Below are 14,982 nucleotides of genomic sequence, written 5' to 3'. Positions count from 1 at the left end.
GGCGTGGAGCACAGCAATGACCCTATCAACGGCTTGGATTGGCCTCACTTGCTTTTAGCGTGCTCGGTTTATGCTCGGTCTGTGCTCGGCAATAAAACTGACAACCTGAGACAACCCACGGCGGCGGAGACAAAAAGAAACCCCAGCCAAAAATGAACTAGTCCCCGACACAAACAACCCCCGACACCCAGCCCCCCGGAACGAACCCGGCAACCCTGTTCTAACGCACAGGCAGAAAAATTACGGGGCCCGGTCCCAGATCCCCGACTCAGCTGTAAACATTGTTTACTCACCACTGACGAACCTTTCCCGGATCGCGGGCAAAACGGTGGCGGGGAGGGCAAGCCAGCTGTAAACATTGTTTACTGCTGAACCGACAACCCCCGCACCTAACCCCGCGGAGACAAGGAGTACGACCATGGCCACCGAAAAACAGAAGAACTGGGTCGGGTGCGGACCCGTGATCTCCGTTCGAGTCGAACCCGAACTCGTCGAACGCCTCGACGCCCTAGCCAAACGCACCCACCGCCCCCGCAGCGCCTACATCCGCATGGCCCTGTGGGCCATGCTCCCCCACCTCGAACACATGCACTGGGACCAGGTCGCCGCCGACTACGAAGACCTCGCCATCAACGCCTTCGAAGAAATCCCCCTCGGATTCATGGAGGACGCACTCAAAAAAGACCGAAAGGAACAAAACCTGAATTCCCAAGTCCAAGACTTGGTGCCTAACCCTGAGGAAGCTCCTACCAACAAGGCTACGTACGACCATTAAGCAAATAGGGAGCGCCTTTTAGCGACATCTTGAAGAAATGATTCCTTGTCATCACAGTAAATTTCAATGGAAGAAGCCTTTACACGCCCTTTGTAAAGATCCTCCACTGGAACTGAGGGGTCCACCTCAAGCCTCACATTGACTTCGCTCAAAACAGGGATCCTAAGATGGCCATTCCCATCAACTGTAATGTCTCCCCCCTGTCCTGCCCCTACCGATTTCGCACTCGTCAAATGCGACCACGGTATTTCACAAATAAGCCTCTTCCCATATCGGATGACTAACCCCTGAGGGGTCATGAAATGCGGCCTGTCCCGGACTGATGCGTAAAATCCAGTTAGGAGAACCACCGCGTAGATGCTTATGGCAAGAAAAAGATATCGCCAAAATTTACTAGGCACAGCTAAGTGGACGACACTAATTTCCACGGCACTCAGGCCTAAAACCACAAAAATTACAGCTCGCAGATTCTTGTGAACTGTATAGAACTCTCTGTCACGTTTAGGATTCCCGGAGGAACTAAAGATATTCAGGGCAGAAGTAAGGGAGCTAACTTCCGAAACAATTAAGGCCAGAACTTTACGGGGCACACCAAATTTCGGAGCAGTTATAGACAGCGAGCTCGCCCAAGAACCCCCACTGTGGTGACAATCCCGCCACATCACCCAAAACAGTATGAAAAGTGCCGCAGCGATCAAGGTGATCGGCAAAAGGAACCACCAACCCGGCACGCCGGATGATGTGTTTACCAAGAAAAATACTACTATCTCAGATATAAGCGCACTGGCCAGAAGAGACCGGAAAATAACTTTCATTTATCGCTCCTCGCCACCACGCGAGTGCATGATTCAGTTAAAAACCCCTCACCAGTTTTAACTTTTTTATGCAGAACTTCGTAAACATGCCAATGAGCCTTCCCCTCCATAAACAGCGAACGCCGCCGATGGTTAAACGAGGTGACAGTTGTAGTCACATCGTTTTTCGCATCATATATATACGATGTTTGCTCTTCCGTACCGCGCCTTACATGCCAGTCGAGAGACGAGTTCTTCCCCTCAAATACGCCACTTTGGCGCATCTCTTCTTCCGGGAGAGGGTCCCACCAAAAAACATCGTAAACGAAGGCATACGCCGCAGGAGACCCTTGGAGCCAGTCCACGACCGTGCGGTTCCATTGCGCTTCAGGGAATAGGTTTGAGGTGAACCCGCTAGAGTAGAATAAAACTTGACCGCCTTCAACAGTGAAAACATCAGATACATCTCTGCGGATAAGAGATGCGGATGTCCCAAGTTTTTGAGAGGCGGAATCAAGAGAAACCTTAGAAGAATCGATACCTATGAAAGTTAGGTTCCTCTTCAGCTTAGATAAACGGCTGAGCATTTCGCCGCTCCCGCATCCTAAATCAAGAACAGTATCGATGTTCTTGATATTGGTGATCAGTCTTTCCAAGACTGGATAGCAGAACTCATGCCCATCCCACACCTCATGGAGCAATTTTTCACTTAGCGTCCCATACGTTGTTCCGGAAGAATCGCCTACCATTTTCACCCGCTCCTCATTACGGTAAATATAGATCGATAAGGCGATGGCGCTTACCGATCTGATAATCAAATCGGTAAGCGTCACTCACGCCGTAACGTCGGCAAATCTTTCCATCTTCGACCCTGTACCAGGTCAAACCATTAAAATCGACCTCAGCACCTTTGGACCATGGCCCCTGCCAGGTCCCTCGAACGGTCCATTTCCACGCAACCTCCCCATCAGACGAAGACCACATTCTGAGAATGCTCAGCCGATGATCGGGGAGGAGAGCGAACACATGTCGCAATCGCCGCTCTAACTCCTCTGCCTGCAATAACTCCGTTTTTCCGGGGTAATCATGGTAGACACCGGCAGGGTTAGACCACCTTCGGACTGCTGACAAATCATGGTTATTCCATAATTCGTCGCAATAACGCGCAACAATTTCGATATCAGCCGAACTCATTCGCGCCGACCTTCCACCAAATCAATAAACTCTTTCATATCTGTGCAATTCACTTCCTCCACGATCTTCCCGTCAGAAATCGTGGCAAAAGTAATACCGTAGATGTTCACCCGAGTGCGCTGATCTAAATCATTCCTGGAGATCATAGGTTTGACGGACAATATCCAATCCCACCCGATCGTGGGCGATGATTGGTCCTGGAGAACCCGACGAACTTCAACATGAGGGTCTTCAAAGACTTCAAACCACTGGCGGAGGTTAGAAGTTAGCTCTTCAATACCGCGAAGACGAGTCTTTCCCGACACATCATGAAATAGACACTCTGCCGAGACGAAGTCAGAAATTCTCTCCAAGTCCCCCTCCCTCCATACTGTATCCACATACTTTTGAACATTAAACTCTTGCATTCCACTGTTCCTTCGTCATTGCTACCCGGATTGCGGCCACTTTTGCCGAGTCGCGGCGCATGAAATAATTATCAATACGCCCGACAATGACGTCGCCGAATTTGCAAAAAGCCGCAAGGGACGCTTGGTTATCTTCAGCGATCGTTCCTTCCAAAACGGTGCAAAATGTATTTTGGAATAAATCATCAATCGCAAAGGTCAACAACTCGAGACCGTATCCCGCAGACCGTTCAAGGGGGTCCACAAAGACCTCTAAATGCCAAACCCACGGATAGTCAAAGGTGGGGTAGGTAACGACTATCCCGACGGCAGTACCCTCCGCAACCAGTGTGTGGCTTCTGACGTGTTTTGCTAGAGTCGGGGAAAGTTCCGCTTGTTCAACATCATCAAAATCGCTCCATTGGAAATCTGTCCCGGTGTGCGCCATGCGGTTATTCGGATTTGATAACCACACTTCAATATGGGATAGGTCTTCGGGAAGTGTTTCTCGTATCATCTCAATAGGTTTCTTTCTTTTCAGCGGATTTTTTTAAGTCATGCCACAATCGATCCGGACTGGGGCACCCTCCGGGGGTCGTGCGCTTCGCCGAAAGAGCTAGGCCAGCCTCGGCTTCCACAAACACAACACCCGCTTGAATTAGTTTCGAGCGATTGGTTTCATATAGGGAATTGCCGAATAATCCCTCAGGTAGAGAAACGTAGAGGCGAGTTTTGTTTAAACTAAGCTGAGCAACCATCAGGGACAGGCTGTCCGTAATTCCGGCAGCGAGCTTATTCACAAAATTGAAGGTAGCTGGATACACAAAGACTTGTTCAGAGTCTCGTGCAAGCTTTTGATGATCCACGGGCCCGAACATATCGTTTATTACCACGGCACTGGAAAAGGTCTCCAACGCCAGCGGTGTAACAAAAGAATGCGCTGAACGCGTCACAATGACATTCAATGAGCTCAGATCTGCCATCTGATCCAGCGTGGCTAAGACACCGGGAACGAAAGCGGCCGAAGGGGCACCCGAGATAATTAAAGTATTCATGATATTTCCCCTCTAAGCATCATGCACAAATGGTCAAACTCGGATGACACTTCCTCCATAATTCGATCCACGGACTGCGTGCCATCTAGCACCTCTTCAAGAACCTTCTGCCACATCTGTCCATTACTTTCCACTTTCGGCAGCCCTTTCAATCGCGCCAAACTCAGATTCATATATGAAGCAGTTGCGAAACCTGGTACGGAATCAGGCCCACAGGGCTCACCGTAAGCGATACCTGCATCCCAGATTTCCCTAGCCGCATTAGCACCTACCACATAGACGGCAACGGTGTCATGGCGTTTTTCCAAAAATTTAAGTCGAGCATATTTCACAAGCACGTTCTTTACGGAACACGCAAGACTTAAGAGATCGTCAAACTGACGCAAGCTAGGCCTTGTAAAATAGATTTGGTACACATCTTTCCCATTAAGGGTGCTTGCAGAATGGGGATTTAAATAACCCCAATATTTTGTGAAATTCGGGTGAATGGTTTCTCGTCTAGCCGCCTCATAGAGGACGCGGGGGGAGTCTTCCCTCGCCACTGGCCTACCTCTTTCCCTCAATGATTTCTCGCACCAGTGAGAGTACTTACTCAAAGCCGTTAAATTCTCAACATCTTTAAGGCGCAGACCACAATGGTGAGAGAGGTACTCGAAACGGACACGTGGATCCTGACAGGCACGCTCCAGTGTCGAACGAAGTGGGCTAGTTAAAGTAGCTTCTGGTCGCATAGTTCTTTATTAAAGCTTTCAGGATAAAGGCGCATCGATCATCCTGCTCAACTTCGTTGTAGTAGCCACAGAGGCGAATGAAGAGATACTTAATAAGAGCAAGGTGAAGAGATTTAGAACCGTCTACGCGGGGTAACCATTCTTTCTCTATAACCCCGATATGGTGAAGAAATATGGACAGCTGTGCCCACTCGGTCTCATTCTCCTTCACAACACTGCGGACGGAGACGAAGATCAATCCGGCAAGCAATGAAGCCGCATCTAGATCGGGGGTTCCAAGTCCGGAATTCTCCCAGTCCACTATGGCAACGTCTCCCCGGTCGCCCGACACTAGGAGATTGTCGGGTTTAAGGTCTCCGTGAATGAAATGCATGGGCCGTGAGATGACCAGAGGGGCCGCGATAATCTCCCTAATCTCTGCATCCTGCAGAGCGTTTTGAGATAGATAATGGAGAGTATTAGATCGTCGGATCAAAGAGAGATCGACATCCATCGTCTCAGGAAATGACATCCAATGAACCTCCTGCGACGGCATATTTGCGATGAGCATAAGAACATCCATAATGTGCCGTGAAGTGATGGCTGGGTCCTTGAGCCAAGCCTTATCCAATGTCTCAAAGCCGAATAATCGCTCCTGCGAGATCGAATCGGGGTGAGCATTTAAGGGGGCCGGGACCTTAATTCTGCCTTCAAACCCGCGTGCGACAATAGCTCGTCGAGCGTGGCGCATGTTCTCTAATTCGCGTAGACCGTCTCGACTTTCTTTTACAAAAACTCTGCGGCCGTCGGCAAGATGCTTACCGGCGACCGCAGGGTGCGTACGTCTCAATTTCGTATTAGCACTTCGCGACGATGGTCGCGATAGTGCTGCCCATACGCAGTTCGTAATCTGCGTCATCGACGTCGATTACGACGGCCTGCTGGACGGAATCCGCTTCCCGCATATCCACATCGGAAAGCAGCTGGTCGAGTTCCAGAATGGTGTTAGACATATCGATCCCTTTCAAAGGAGGTTGCTATCGGCAGTGTGCGTATGCACAAATTTGACGGTAGCTGAAAACATGGACGTTTTTCTCCTAGAAAGTAAATTGGGGGTATATATTCCCCCGTAACCGCAGGTGGTCATTTTTATCGGCAATCAAAAATTACCCCCGGAAGGTCACCCTGAACTAGCCCCCGAAAGTTGGACTGGTTTAATTCTAGGCGGTGAGGGCTTTACGGGTCTGATTCCGATATTGCATCGGGGCCAGGCCCTTTAGTCGTTGTTGGATGCGTTCGGTGTTGTACCACCCGATGTACTCGTCGATCGCTTGGTTGAACTCTGCGACGGTGTCGAAGACTTCGCCGTGGTACATCTCGGTTTTCAAGTGCCCGAAGAAATTCTCCATGACCGCGTTGTCGTAACAGTTGGCTTTACGCGACATCGACTGCACACCACCGTTGTCGCCGATTAGGTCACGCCAGGAGGCATGCTGGTACTGGAAGCCTTGATCGGTGTGCATCATCCACCCGGGTTCAGGTGCACACGCCGCGATCGCCTTGGACAAAGAATCGGTGGTAAACGCTGTCGACGGCGATGTGGCAACGGTGTGGGCAACGATTGAACGGTCGAACAGATCCATCACCGGTGACAGGTAGACCTTGCGGCCTGCGACCCTGAACTCGGTGACGTCGCTGACAAAGACGGCATTTGGCTTATCTGGGGTGAACTTGCGGTCGAGCTTGTTGTCAGCGATGTGGCTGATCGTCCCAGCGTAGGAAACATAAGGCCTGCGTTGGCGGATCTTGGCTCGAAGACCCATCTCGCGCATGAGTTTGTAGACGAGTTTGTGGTTGACCACCCAGCCCTGGTTACGCAGGTCCAGCAGCACCCGCCGGTAGCCATAGCGATGCTTATTGCGTTCGAAGCTTTCCCGGATCGCGTCTTTGAGCACTGCGTACTTATCCGGTTCGCTGAGTCGTTTCTGGTGGTAGAAGAATGTCGACCGTGGGATGCCAGCGGCGTCTAGGAGGTACTCGAGACGATGCCGTGACTTGAGGATGACGATCGCCTGGACTTTCAGGCGTGTCCCTGGTTCCTCAAGTCCCGCAATTTTTTTAGATAAGCGTTTTCCGCTTCCAACCGTGCGATCTGGCGGCGCAGCTTGTCTTCTTCTGTAAGCCGCTTCGGTGCGGCCGAGCCTTTGGGTCTGCCCTTCGGCTTCGGTTTTAGTGCCTCATCGCCACCTTGACGCCATTTCCACGACCACCCGCTGACCAGCTGCTCTGATGACAGGCCAAATTCGCGTGCAAGATCCATCACCGTCTCGCCGGCAAGGTGGCGTTGGACAACTTCCTTCTTGATTTCGAACGAGTACTGCTGCTTAGTCGGTTTCTCCACAAGACATAGCTTGCCATGCAGCTGAAACCGACGACGCAGCCTACGGACGGCGTCTTTGGAGACACCAAGAGCATTGGCAGCGGCACCATAGCCCATGCCTTGCTCAAATAGTTCAACCAACTGCTCGCGCTGATATTCACTTAGCGAACTTCGTGCTCTCAAAGAAAACTACTCCCCACTAGTCGGTAACTGATTTCTCAGTCCAACTAATGGGGAGCAGTTCATGAACAGGCCACGGGGGCTTTCGTGTGTGGAGCCACCTGCGAGAATCGAACTCGCGACCTTCTCATTACGAGTGAGATGCTCTACCGACTGAGCTAAGGTGGCGCGGATCAGGGCGCACGCGTGCGCGACTTGTTCCGAGGGGATAGCTTAATCGACGAGTGCGCCGCCACAAAAATCGCAGGTGAAAAGGCGTGCTAGGACTGCATCGAGAATGTGCAGCCGACACCGGCCTGCCGCGCCAACCGCGTCAGTTGGCACGGCAAGCTTTGCGGATGCGGCCGAGCATGCCGTTGAACGCGATGACGGGCAGGACGGACTGGTCGAGGCGTTCGCGGCACTGCGCGATGGCGTCGAGGCATTCAGTGAGCCCGGCCAGATCCACGCGGCCGGCGATCTCGCGGGACAGGCCTTCGTAATCGGGGTGAATGAGTTCAAGCCCGCTCTCAGCGCCGATGACCATCGCGTCGCGGTAGATGCCAGCGAGGTCGACAAGGGTGAGGTCGAGGACGTCGCGAAGCCGGCGCGTGCCGCGCGCTTTCTGCTTGGCTTCGAGCTCCTTCAGCGAGCCGGACGCCCCCTTCAAGGCGCGGGCGGCACCTTTGCCTTTCGCGCCCATGCCGAGCGCGTTTTCAAGTTTCTCGCGCTCCTCCTCATCGGCTTCGGCGTAGGCGTCCTTCGCTTCGGCATCGGCGGATTTCACCAGCGCGGCGACAGCTTGAAATGCCTGGTCGCCGTGGAAGACGAGCTCGGCAAGGTTGATCGCGCTCGCGCGCCTACGCTGCGCGGCCACACTGCGCACCAGGCGCCGCGCGCGCCCGACATGGTGCAGCGACGTCGCGGCCGCCAGACGCGCATCAGCTTCGGAGGCACCTTCCTCTTCGACGAGCAGACGCACGATTTCGCTTGTCGACGGCGCCGGCACGTACACATGCCTGCACCTCGACCTCAGCGTGGTCGAGAAATCCTCCGGATCTGTGGACGGGGCACACATGATGATCACGGTGGATTCGGGTGGCTCTTCGACGGTCTTGAGGAAGGCGTCGGCGGCGGCCGTCGAAAAGCGATCTGCGTCGTCGATGACCACGACCCGCCACTTGCCTACCGACGGTAACCGCGCTGCCTGCGCAATGATTCCACGCACCGTGTCCACCTTGATGCCCAGCTCCTGCGGAACGATGTGCACGACATCCGTGTGCGAACCCGACAACGCGTCACGGCACGCCCGACAGCGCCCGCACCCGATCTCATCGGGGTCCGTGCACATGAGCGCAGCCGCGAAAGCGAGCGCCGAGGTCGAACGCCCCGCCCCTGGGGGCCCCGTGAACAACCACGAGTGCGTCATCGCGTGCGCGTCCGCCCCTGCGGCCCCGCGTGCGGCAGCCGCCGCCGACATGATCGTGTCGCGGACCGTCGGAATATCGGCGAGCCGCTCAGCCACGCTCCGCGGCGCGGCCTGCTGAGTAGGAGTCGTCGGGACAGTCACAGGCACCACCCTACTTCGCGATGGTTGACGGTATTGGGACTACGTCGGTACTGCGCCACGTAGAGTATTGGAACGTGAACAAGTTTTGGCGCGGCTTCCGCTGGCTCATGGGCACCCCATGGCCGCTGTACGCGTCCGTCTTGCTCTTCACCAATGTGGCAGCCGCGATCGCGATCATGGCATTCGTGCGCTACCTCATCCCCATGCCGGAAGCCCGGCAGCTCGGGGAAGTCGCTGCGGGCTTCGCGCCCGTCGGCATCCTGTACCTCATCTTCGCGGTGATCGTCGGCGGCCTCGTGTCGTACATGCTCTTCAGGTCCGTGCTGCTCTACCAGCGCCGACCCGACGACGTCGACCCTTATGTGGTGCGCAACCTCGTGCTGCGCATCCCGGTGCTGCAGACGCTGGTGGTGGCGATGATCTGGTTCATCGGCATCCTCATCGCCACCGCTGCCGCCTCACGCGTCGCGGGCAGCCTCGCTCTCGTGGTCGCCGTGTCGACGCTCATGGCTGGCCTGGTCACCTGCGTCCTCACCTACGTGCAGGCTGAACGCCTCGTCCGCCCCATCGCCGCGAACACCCTGTCCAAGCGTTTCGCGGACACCACGCTCGAGCCGCCGATCAAACAACGCCTATACATGACCTGGTTCATGACCTCAGGTGTGCCTCTCATCGGCATCCTGTTCCTGCTCGCTGCCCAACGCAACGGCTTCTTCGGCGACACTCCCGGCGAGCTCATGCCGTCCGTCTCCGCGCTCGCTGTCACAGCGATCGTGACCGGCATGGCCGGCACCGCCTTCGCGACCATGAGCGTCGTTGACCCCATCAAAGAGCTGCAGGAAGCCATCAACCGGGTCCGCCGCGGCGAGACCGACACCCAGGTGGACATTTACGACGCCTCCGAGCTCGGCGTACTCCAAGCCGGCTTCAACGAGATGATGCGCGGCCTCAACGAGCGTCAGCGCGTCCGCGACATCTTCGGCCAGTACGTCGGCAGCGAAGTCGCCCAGAAGGCTCTCGAGGAGAAGCCCGAACTGGGCGGCGAAGACCGCAAGGTGGCCGTGGTGTTCGTCGACGTCATCGGTTCGACGAATTTCGCGGTGAACCACACCCCGGAGGAGGTCGTCGACGCCCTCAACGAGTTCTTCGAGATCGTCGTGGATGTCGTGCACCGCAACAAGGGCGTGATCAACAAATTCGAGGGCGACGCCGCGCTCGCCGTGTTCGGCGCGCCCCTAGCGCTCAACGACTCCGCCTCGCACGCGCTCACCGCCGCGCGCGAACTGCGCCAGGAACTCGACGGACTGGAGCTCGAGGCCGGCATCGGTGTCGCCTCCGGCCACGTCGTCGCCGGGCACATCGGCGGCCAGGACCGTTTCGAGTACACCGTCATCGGCGACGCCGTGAACACCGCGGCGCGCCTCACCGAACTCGCGAAGGACTCCCCCGGTCGCGTCCTAACCAACCTGTCGACGCTCAAGGGCGCCAACGAAATCGAGCAGGCCCGCTGGACCGTGATGAAGTCGATCGAGCTACGCGGCCGCAATAAGATGACCCAACTGGCCCGCCCCGTCCGCCCGACGATGGCGGACAAGTACTAACTAGCCCCCGCTCCCCGCGTCCCAGGCTGCGCCGAAGGACGTTTGCCTTTTGTGGTTTGCCTTTTGCGCTTTTCGACGAAACGCCACCTGGGCTTTTGCCGCTGCGCCGACCCAAAAGGCAAACCACAAAAGGCAAACCTGCTCCCTGAGCTGGATCTGGGGAGCAGGTTGAGGTCCGTCAGCGTCGTGGTCCTTGGTCTCCGCCACGCTGACCACCGGGACTACTTGCGGCGCGAGCCAGCCTTCACCACGCGCTTCGTGGTCTGCGGTGGCTTCTTCGCGGTCTTTTTGGCGGTTTTCTTAGCCGTCTTCTTCGCCGTTTTCTTGGCGGACTTCTTCGCTGCCTTCTTCTTAGTGGCCTTCTTACCGCCGCCGGCGCCCTCTTCTGCCTCGCGGGCGCGGCGTGCCGAGAGCAGCTCATTCGCACGCTGGTCGGTCATGGTCTCCGGGGTGTCGCCGCGCTGGAGGGACGCATTGGTCTCACCGTCGGTGACATACGGGCCGAAACGGCCGTCTTTCACGGTCATGGGTTTGCCGGAGACGTCGTTGTCGCCGAGCATCTTCAGTGGCGGCTTGGCGGCGGCGCGGCCGCGGCGCTTCGGTTCGGCGTAGATGCGGCGGGCCTCGTCGAGAGTGATGGAGAAGATCTGCTCCTCATTCGCCAATGAGCGGGAGTCACTGCCCTTCTTCAGGTATGGGCCGTAGCGGCCATTCTGGGCGGTGATCATCTCACCATCAGCAGGATCCTCACCGACTTCGCGCGGCAGGGAGAGAAGCTGCAGGGCCTCGTCCAGGGTCACCGACGACGGCTCCATGGAGGAGAAGAGGGAGGCGGTGGCGGGCTTGAGTTGCTCGTCGATAAGCTGCTCGATCCGCTTCGCCTTCTGGTTGGCCGCGGTCTTGGTCTCCCAATTCTTGGCACGCTTGCCCTCGGCGGCGCGCTGTGCATCCTCCTCGGCGCGCTCCTGCGCGATGATCTCCTCGGCTTTGGCCTCGGCGGTGGCGCGCTCGTCGTCGCGAACGAGCTCGGTGACATAGGGGCCGTAGCGGCCTTCCTTCGCCACGACGGTGCGGCCGGTGGCCGGGTTGGAGCCAAGCTCACGGCCGGTCGGCGGGGTGGCGAAGAGTTTCTCCGCCATCTCCATGGTCACCTCGTCCGGGGTGGTGGACTCGGGCAGGTTGGCGCGCTGGTACTCGGGCTCACCCTCAGCCGTCGTGCCCACCTGGCGCTCTAGGTACGGGCCGTAGCGGCCGACGCGGACGTAGACCGGGCGGTCCTCGTCGTCGCGGAAGAGCTCGAGGGAGTTCACGCGGCGAGCGTCGATGGACTCGAGGTTGTTCTCGATGATCGCTTTCAGGCCGCCCCGGCGCGCGATGGCCTCGGCGGTGGACTCGTCGGCATCGGCATCGCCGAAGTAGAAGCCGGTGAGCCACTGGGTGCGGTTCTCGGTGCCGCGGGCGATCTCGTCGAGTTCGTCCTCCATGGACGAGGTGAATTCGTAGTCGACGAGGGCGTCGAAATTCTGCTCCATGAGCCCGACGACGGAGAACGCGACCCAGGTAGGAACAAGGGCGTTACCGCGCGGGGCGACGTAGCCGCGGTCCTGAATGGTCTTGATGATCGACGCGTACGTCGACGGGCGCCCGATGCCGAGTTCTTCCATCTTCTTCACCAGGCTGGCCTCGGTGTAGCGTGCCGGCGGGTTGGTGGAGTGGCCATCGGCGGTGACATCGCGGGTGGCCAGGGCATCGCCCTTGGACAGCTGCGGCAGGTATTTCTCGTTTTTGTCCTGCGTGTCCGAATAGGCGCGAAGCCAACCGGGGAAGGTGACGGTGCGACCGGAGGCGGACAGCTCGACATTCTCGCCGGAGGTCGCTTGGCCCGCGATGGTCGCGGTGACGGACGTGCCGCGGGCGTCTTCCATCTGGGAGGCGACGGTGCGCTGCCAGATGAGCTCGTAGAGCTTGAACTCTTCGGCGTCCAGGGAGCGGGCGAGCTCGCCGGGGGTGGCGAAACGTTCGCCTGCCGGGCGGATCGCTTCGTGGGCCTCCTGGGAGTTCTTCACCTTGCGGTCGTAGCGGCGCGGGGCGTCGGAGACGTAGTTGGCGCCATATAGTTCCGTTGCTGCGGCCCTAGCCGCAGCAATGCCCTGCTTGGACAGGGAGGTCGAGTCCGTACGCATGTAGGTGATGTGGCCGTTTTCGTACAGGCGCTGCGCGATGCGCATGGTGCGGGCCGAGGTGAAGTGCAGTTTCGCACCGGCGGCCTGCTGCAGCGTCGAGGTCATGAACGGCGGGTAGGGCCGGCGGGTGTACGGCTTGGACACCACGTCGGTGACTTCCATGTCCTGGCCGGTCAGGGCTTCCGCGAGGGCGCGGGCGTCCTGTTCGTCGACCACGACGAGTTCATCGTTTTTGAGTTTTCCGCGGTCGTCGAAGTCTTTGCCTTGGGCGATGCGGGAGCCGTCGATAAGCGTGAGCTTGGCGTCGAAGGTCTCGCCGGAGCGCTCGAGCGATGCGGTGAGGTCCCAGTATGCAGCGGAAATGAACGCCATGCGCTCGCGTTCGCGCTCGACGATGACGCGCGTGGCCACGGATTGGACGCGGCCGGCGGACAGGCGCGGCATGACCTTTTTCCACAGCACGGGGCTGACCTCGTAGCCGTAGAGGCGGTCGAGGATACGGCGGGTTTCCTGCGCGTCGACGAGGTCCATGTCCAGCTCGCGCGTGTTTTCCGCGGCTTCCTTGATCGCGGATTCGGTGATCTCGTTGAACACCATGCGCTCGACGGGCACCTTCGGCTTGAGCACCTCGAGCAGGTGCCACGCAATCGCCTCGCCCTCGCGGTCCGGGTCTGTTGCGAGCAGCAGCTTGTCGGACTGCTTCAGCTTGGCTTTAAGGTCCGTGACCTTCTTCTTTTTGTCGGCGCTGACCACGTAAATCGGCTGGAATTCCGCCTCCGGGTTCACACCGAGCTTCGCCCACGGTTCCTTCTTGTACTTCGCGGGAATGTCCGCCGCGCGGCCGGGAAGATCGCGGATGTGGCCCACAGACGCCTCGACGAAATACGCGTCACCCAGGTACTTCTGGATCTTCTTCGCTTTCGTCTGCGACTCCACAATCACCAGGGTCTTGCCCTGTCCGTTCTGCTCAGCCACGCCGCGTGACTCCTTAAATATTCGCGTCAACGATTCTCTCAAAGACAACTACCACTAATTTCGCGGCTGCGCGTAAACGAGGGGTAGCGCTTTTTCGCTTATCGACGTTAACACTGCCCACCCCCACCCCTCCCGCCCCACTACACTTTCCGCCAGAGGTCGCGTCTCGGGTGTGCCGGATGCGCCGTGGCAAAAGGGAAGGACGAAAAGCTGTGACTGACGTGGTCGACTCGCTCATCGGGTTTGTGGAGCAGCTCATGACCACCCCGCTGTTCTACCCCCTGCTCAGCCTGGTCATCGCCTTGGACGCGCTTTGTCCGCTGTTGCCGTCGGAAACCGTGCTGAATTTGGCGGGCGCGTTCTCCGGTTCGCAGGGCGTGCCGGATGTGCGGTGGATTTTCGCCGCAGCGCTGATCGGCGCGATCATCGGCGACAACCTCTGCTTCATGTTGGGCAGCCGTCTGATCCGGGTGGTCAACCAGCTCGACCCCGAATCGCGGGCCGGCAAGACAATCGAGTGGGTGCGCGAAAACCAGAACAAGCGCGCGGGGGTGACCATCATCGTCGCCCGCTTTTTGCCGTGGGCGCGCTGGGTAGCCACGATCCTTTTGGGCTCAGTGCGCTACAACTGGTTTTTGTTCTTCATCTACGACACCATCGGTGTCTTTCTCTGGGTCACCATCGGCGTCGGCGTGGGCTACGTCGGCGGCTCCATCCTCTCCGACTTCCCGCTGCTGGCCATGCTCGTCGGCGTGACCCTGGGATCGCTCGTGGGCTTCGGCATCCAGAAACTCCAGTCCAGATTGGCGGAGTGGAACGACGTGCGCCGCGGCATGTCCGCCATTTAGCGCAGCCGGACTAAGGAGCGGGGTCGCGACATGACGAAACCCCGGCGCGGGGCCGGGGTGAGCTGCGTCGTCGATAAGCTTAAAGCGCGCGGACCTGCTGTGCCTGCGGGCCCTTGCTGCCCTCGCCGATCTCGAATTCGACCTGCTGATTCTCCTCGAGGGTGCGGAAACCACTGCCCTGAATCTCGGAGTAGTGGACGAACACGTCAGCGGAGCCGTCGTCCGGGGCGATGAAGCCGAAGCCCTTTTCGGCGTTGAACCACTTCACTGTTCCAGTAGCCATTGTGATAAAACCTTTCGTGTTTTCCGGCCGGTGCCGGATTGTTCGCGGTCGTGCTGGCAAAACTCGCGA

The 14,982-nt window shown here is 57.7% G+C and carries 16 protein-coding genes and 1 tRNA gene; 3 read left to right on the top strand and 14 right to left on the bottom strand.

Annotated elements, in window-relative coordinates:
- Positions 1 to 418 precede the first annotated feature (418 nt).
- Positions 419 to 775 carry a ribbon-helix-helix protein, CopG family gene (locus tag ACUY2Y_RS01400; protein WP_448324491.1) on the top strand — a complete coding sequence of 119 codons (357 nt, stop codon included), beginning with the start codon at positions 419 to 421 and terminating at the stop codon, positions 773 to 775.
- On the opposite strand, the gene ACUY2Y_RS01395 is transcribed toward ACUY2Y_RS01400, so the two are convergent.
- The 12 genes from ACUY2Y_RS01395 to ACUY2Y_RS01340 form a co-directional block, all read right to left on the bottom strand.
- Positions 772 to 1,590 carry a hypothetical protein gene (locus ACUY2Y_RS01395; RefSeq protein WP_448324490.1) on the bottom strand — a complete coding sequence of 273 codons (819 nt, stop codon included), beginning with the start codon at positions 1,588 to 1,590 and terminating at the stop codon, positions 772 to 774. The two genes, ACUY2Y_RS01400 and ACUY2Y_RS01395, sit on opposite strands and share 4 nt — an antisense overlap.
- Positions 1,587 to 2,402, bottom strand: coding sequence for a class I SAM-dependent methyltransferase (locus ACUY2Y_RS01390; RefSeq protein WP_448324489.1), 816 nt, complete (start codon positions 2,400 to 2,402; stop codon positions 1,587 to 1,589). The genes ACUY2Y_RS01395 and ACUY2Y_RS01390 overlap by 4 nt, the downstream gene beginning before the upstream one ends.
- Positions 2,335 to 2,763, bottom strand: coding sequence for an ester cyclase (locus tag ACUY2Y_RS01385; protein WP_448324488.1), 429 nt, complete (start codon positions 2,761 to 2,763; stop codon positions 2,335 to 2,337). Before ACUY2Y_RS01385 ends, ACUY2Y_RS01390 begins: the two co-directional genes overlap by 68 nt.
- Entirely contained in the window at positions 2,760 to 3,170 is a 411-nt protein-coding gene (locus ACUY2Y_RS01380) for a nuclear transport factor 2 family protein (RefSeq protein WP_448324487.1), read from the bottom strand. Before ACUY2Y_RS01380 ends, ACUY2Y_RS01385 begins: the two co-directional genes overlap by 4 nt.
- Positions 3,157 to 3,666, bottom strand: a complete 510-nt coding sequence (locus ACUY2Y_RS01375; RefSeq protein ID WP_448324486.1) for an N-acetyltransferase family protein — start codon at positions 3,664 to 3,666, stop codon at positions 3,157 to 3,159. The genes ACUY2Y_RS01380 and ACUY2Y_RS01375 overlap by 14 nt, the downstream gene beginning before the upstream one ends.
- A gap of 1 nt (position 3,667) precedes the next feature.
- Positions 3,668 to 4,204 (bottom strand): flavoprotein, encoded by a 537-nt coding sequence (locus ACUY2Y_RS01370; protein ID WP_448324485.1) that lies wholly within the window; start codon positions 4,202 to 4,204, stop codon positions 3,668 to 3,670.
- The gene (locus ACUY2Y_RS01365) at positions 4,201 to 4,746 is read right to left on the bottom strand and encodes a hypothetical protein (protein WP_448324484.1); all 546 of its coding nucleotides are present in this window, start codon (positions 4,744 to 4,746) and stop codon (positions 4,201 to 4,203) included. The genes ACUY2Y_RS01370 and ACUY2Y_RS01365 overlap by 4 nt, the downstream gene beginning before the upstream one ends.
- Positions 4,747 to 4,909: 163 nt before the next feature.
- Entirely contained in the window at positions 4,910 to 5,833 is a 924-nt protein-coding gene (locus ACUY2Y_RS01360) for an aminoglycoside phosphotransferase family protein (RefSeq protein WP_448324483.1), read from the bottom strand.
- Positions 5,772 to 5,927 (bottom strand): hypothetical protein, encoded by a 156-nt coding sequence (locus tag ACUY2Y_RS01355; RefSeq protein ID WP_448324482.1) that lies wholly within the window; start codon positions 5,925 to 5,927, stop codon positions 5,772 to 5,774. Before ACUY2Y_RS01355 ends, ACUY2Y_RS01360 begins: the two co-directional genes overlap by 62 nt.
- A 207-nt stretch (positions 5,928 to 6,134) precedes the next feature.
- Positions 6,135 to 7,477, bottom strand: a protein-coding gene (locus ACUY2Y_RS01350; RefSeq protein ID WP_448324481.1) for an IS3 family transposase whose coding sequence is annotated in 2 segments (ribosomal slippage) — positions 6,135 to 7,036 and positions 7,036 to 7,477 — 1,344 coding nt in all. Because the reading frame shifts where the segments join, the coding sequence is not laid out codon by codon here.
- 89 nt (positions 7,478 to 7,566) lie between these two features.
- A tRNA-Thr gene (locus tag ACUY2Y_RS01345) sits at positions 7,567 to 7,642 on the bottom strand.
- A gap of 145 nt (positions 7,643 to 7,787) precedes the next feature.
- A complete protein-coding gene (locus ACUY2Y_RS01340; RefSeq protein ID WP_448324480.1) occupies positions 7,788 to 9,023 on the bottom strand; it encodes a DNA polymerase III subunit delta' in 1,236 nt (411 codons plus the stop codon).
- A gap of 74 nt (positions 9,024 to 9,097) precedes the next feature.
- Between ACUY2Y_RS01340 and ACUY2Y_RS01335 the strand changes: the two genes are divergently transcribed.
- Entirely contained in the window at positions 9,098 to 10,624 is a 1,527-nt protein-coding gene (locus ACUY2Y_RS01335) for an adenylate/guanylate cyclase domain-containing protein (protein ID WP_210572781.1), read from the top strand.
- A 221-nt stretch (positions 10,625 to 10,845) separates the two neighbouring features.
- Here the strand turns inward: ACUY2Y_RS01335 and topA are convergent, their stop codons facing one another.
- Positions 10,846 to 13,782: a type I DNA topoisomerase gene (gene topA, locus ACUY2Y_RS01330; RefSeq protein ID WP_448324479.1), complete on the bottom strand. Its 2,937-nt coding sequence runs from the start codon at positions 13,780 to 13,782 to the stop codon at positions 10,846 to 10,848.
- Positions 13,783 to 14,003: 221 nt separating this feature from the next.
- Between topA and ACUY2Y_RS01325 the strand changes: the two genes are divergently transcribed.
- Complete coding sequence (locus ACUY2Y_RS01325; protein ID WP_210573024.1) at positions 14,004 to 14,630, top strand: DedA family protein; 627 nt, start codon at positions 14,004 to 14,006, stop codon at positions 14,628 to 14,630.
- A gap of 79 nt (positions 14,631 to 14,709) precedes the next feature.
- Here ACUY2Y_RS01325 and ACUY2Y_RS01320 read toward each other — a convergent pair whose 3' ends face one another.
- Entirely contained in the window at positions 14,710 to 14,913 is a 204-nt protein-coding gene (locus tag ACUY2Y_RS01320) for a cold-shock protein (RefSeq protein WP_076598122.1), read from the bottom strand.
- Positions 14,914 to 14,982 lie beyond the last annotated feature (69 nt).

The sequence above is a fragment of the Corynebacterium sp. 20-84 genome (genome assembly GCF_053479455.1).
Note: the sequence above shows the minus strand (reverse complement) of the source record. Positions and strands in the feature narration are given on the sequence as shown.

Coding starts and splice junctions, on each gene's coding strand:
- ACUY2Y_RS01400 (WP_448324491.1), top strand. CDS start 419: ATGGCCACCGAAAAACAGAAGAACTGGGTCGGGTGCGGACCCGTGATC.
- ACUY2Y_RS01395 (WP_448324490.1), bottom strand. CDS start 1,590: ATGAAAGTTATTTTCCGGTCTCTTCTGGCCAGTGCGCTTATATCTGAG.
- ACUY2Y_RS01385 (WP_448324488.1), bottom strand. CDS start 2,763: ATGAGTTCGGCTGATATCGAAATTGTTGCGCGTTATTGCGACGAATTA.
- ACUY2Y_RS01380 (WP_448324487.1), bottom strand. CDS start 3,170: ATGCAAGAGTTTAATGTTCAAAAGTATGTGGATACAGTATGGAGGGAG.
- ACUY2Y_RS01375 (WP_448324486.1), bottom strand. CDS start 3,666: ATGATACGAGAAACACTTCCCGAAGACCTATCCCATATTGAAGTGTGG.
- ACUY2Y_RS01370 (WP_448324485.1), bottom strand. CDS start 4,204: ATGAATACTTTAATTATCTCGGGTGCCCCTTCGGCCGCTTTCGTTCCC.
- ACUY2Y_RS01360 (WP_448324483.1), bottom strand. CDS start 5,833: ATGACGCAGATTACGAACTGCGTATGGGCAGCACTATCGCGACCATCG.
- ACUY2Y_RS01355 (WP_448324482.1), bottom strand. CDS start 5,927: ATGTCTAACACCATTCTGGAACTCGACCAGCTGCTTTCCGATGTGGAT.
- ACUY2Y_RS01320 (WP_076598122.1), bottom strand. CDS start 14,913: ATGGCTACTGGAACAGTGAAGTGGTTCAACGCCGAAAAGGGCTTCGGC.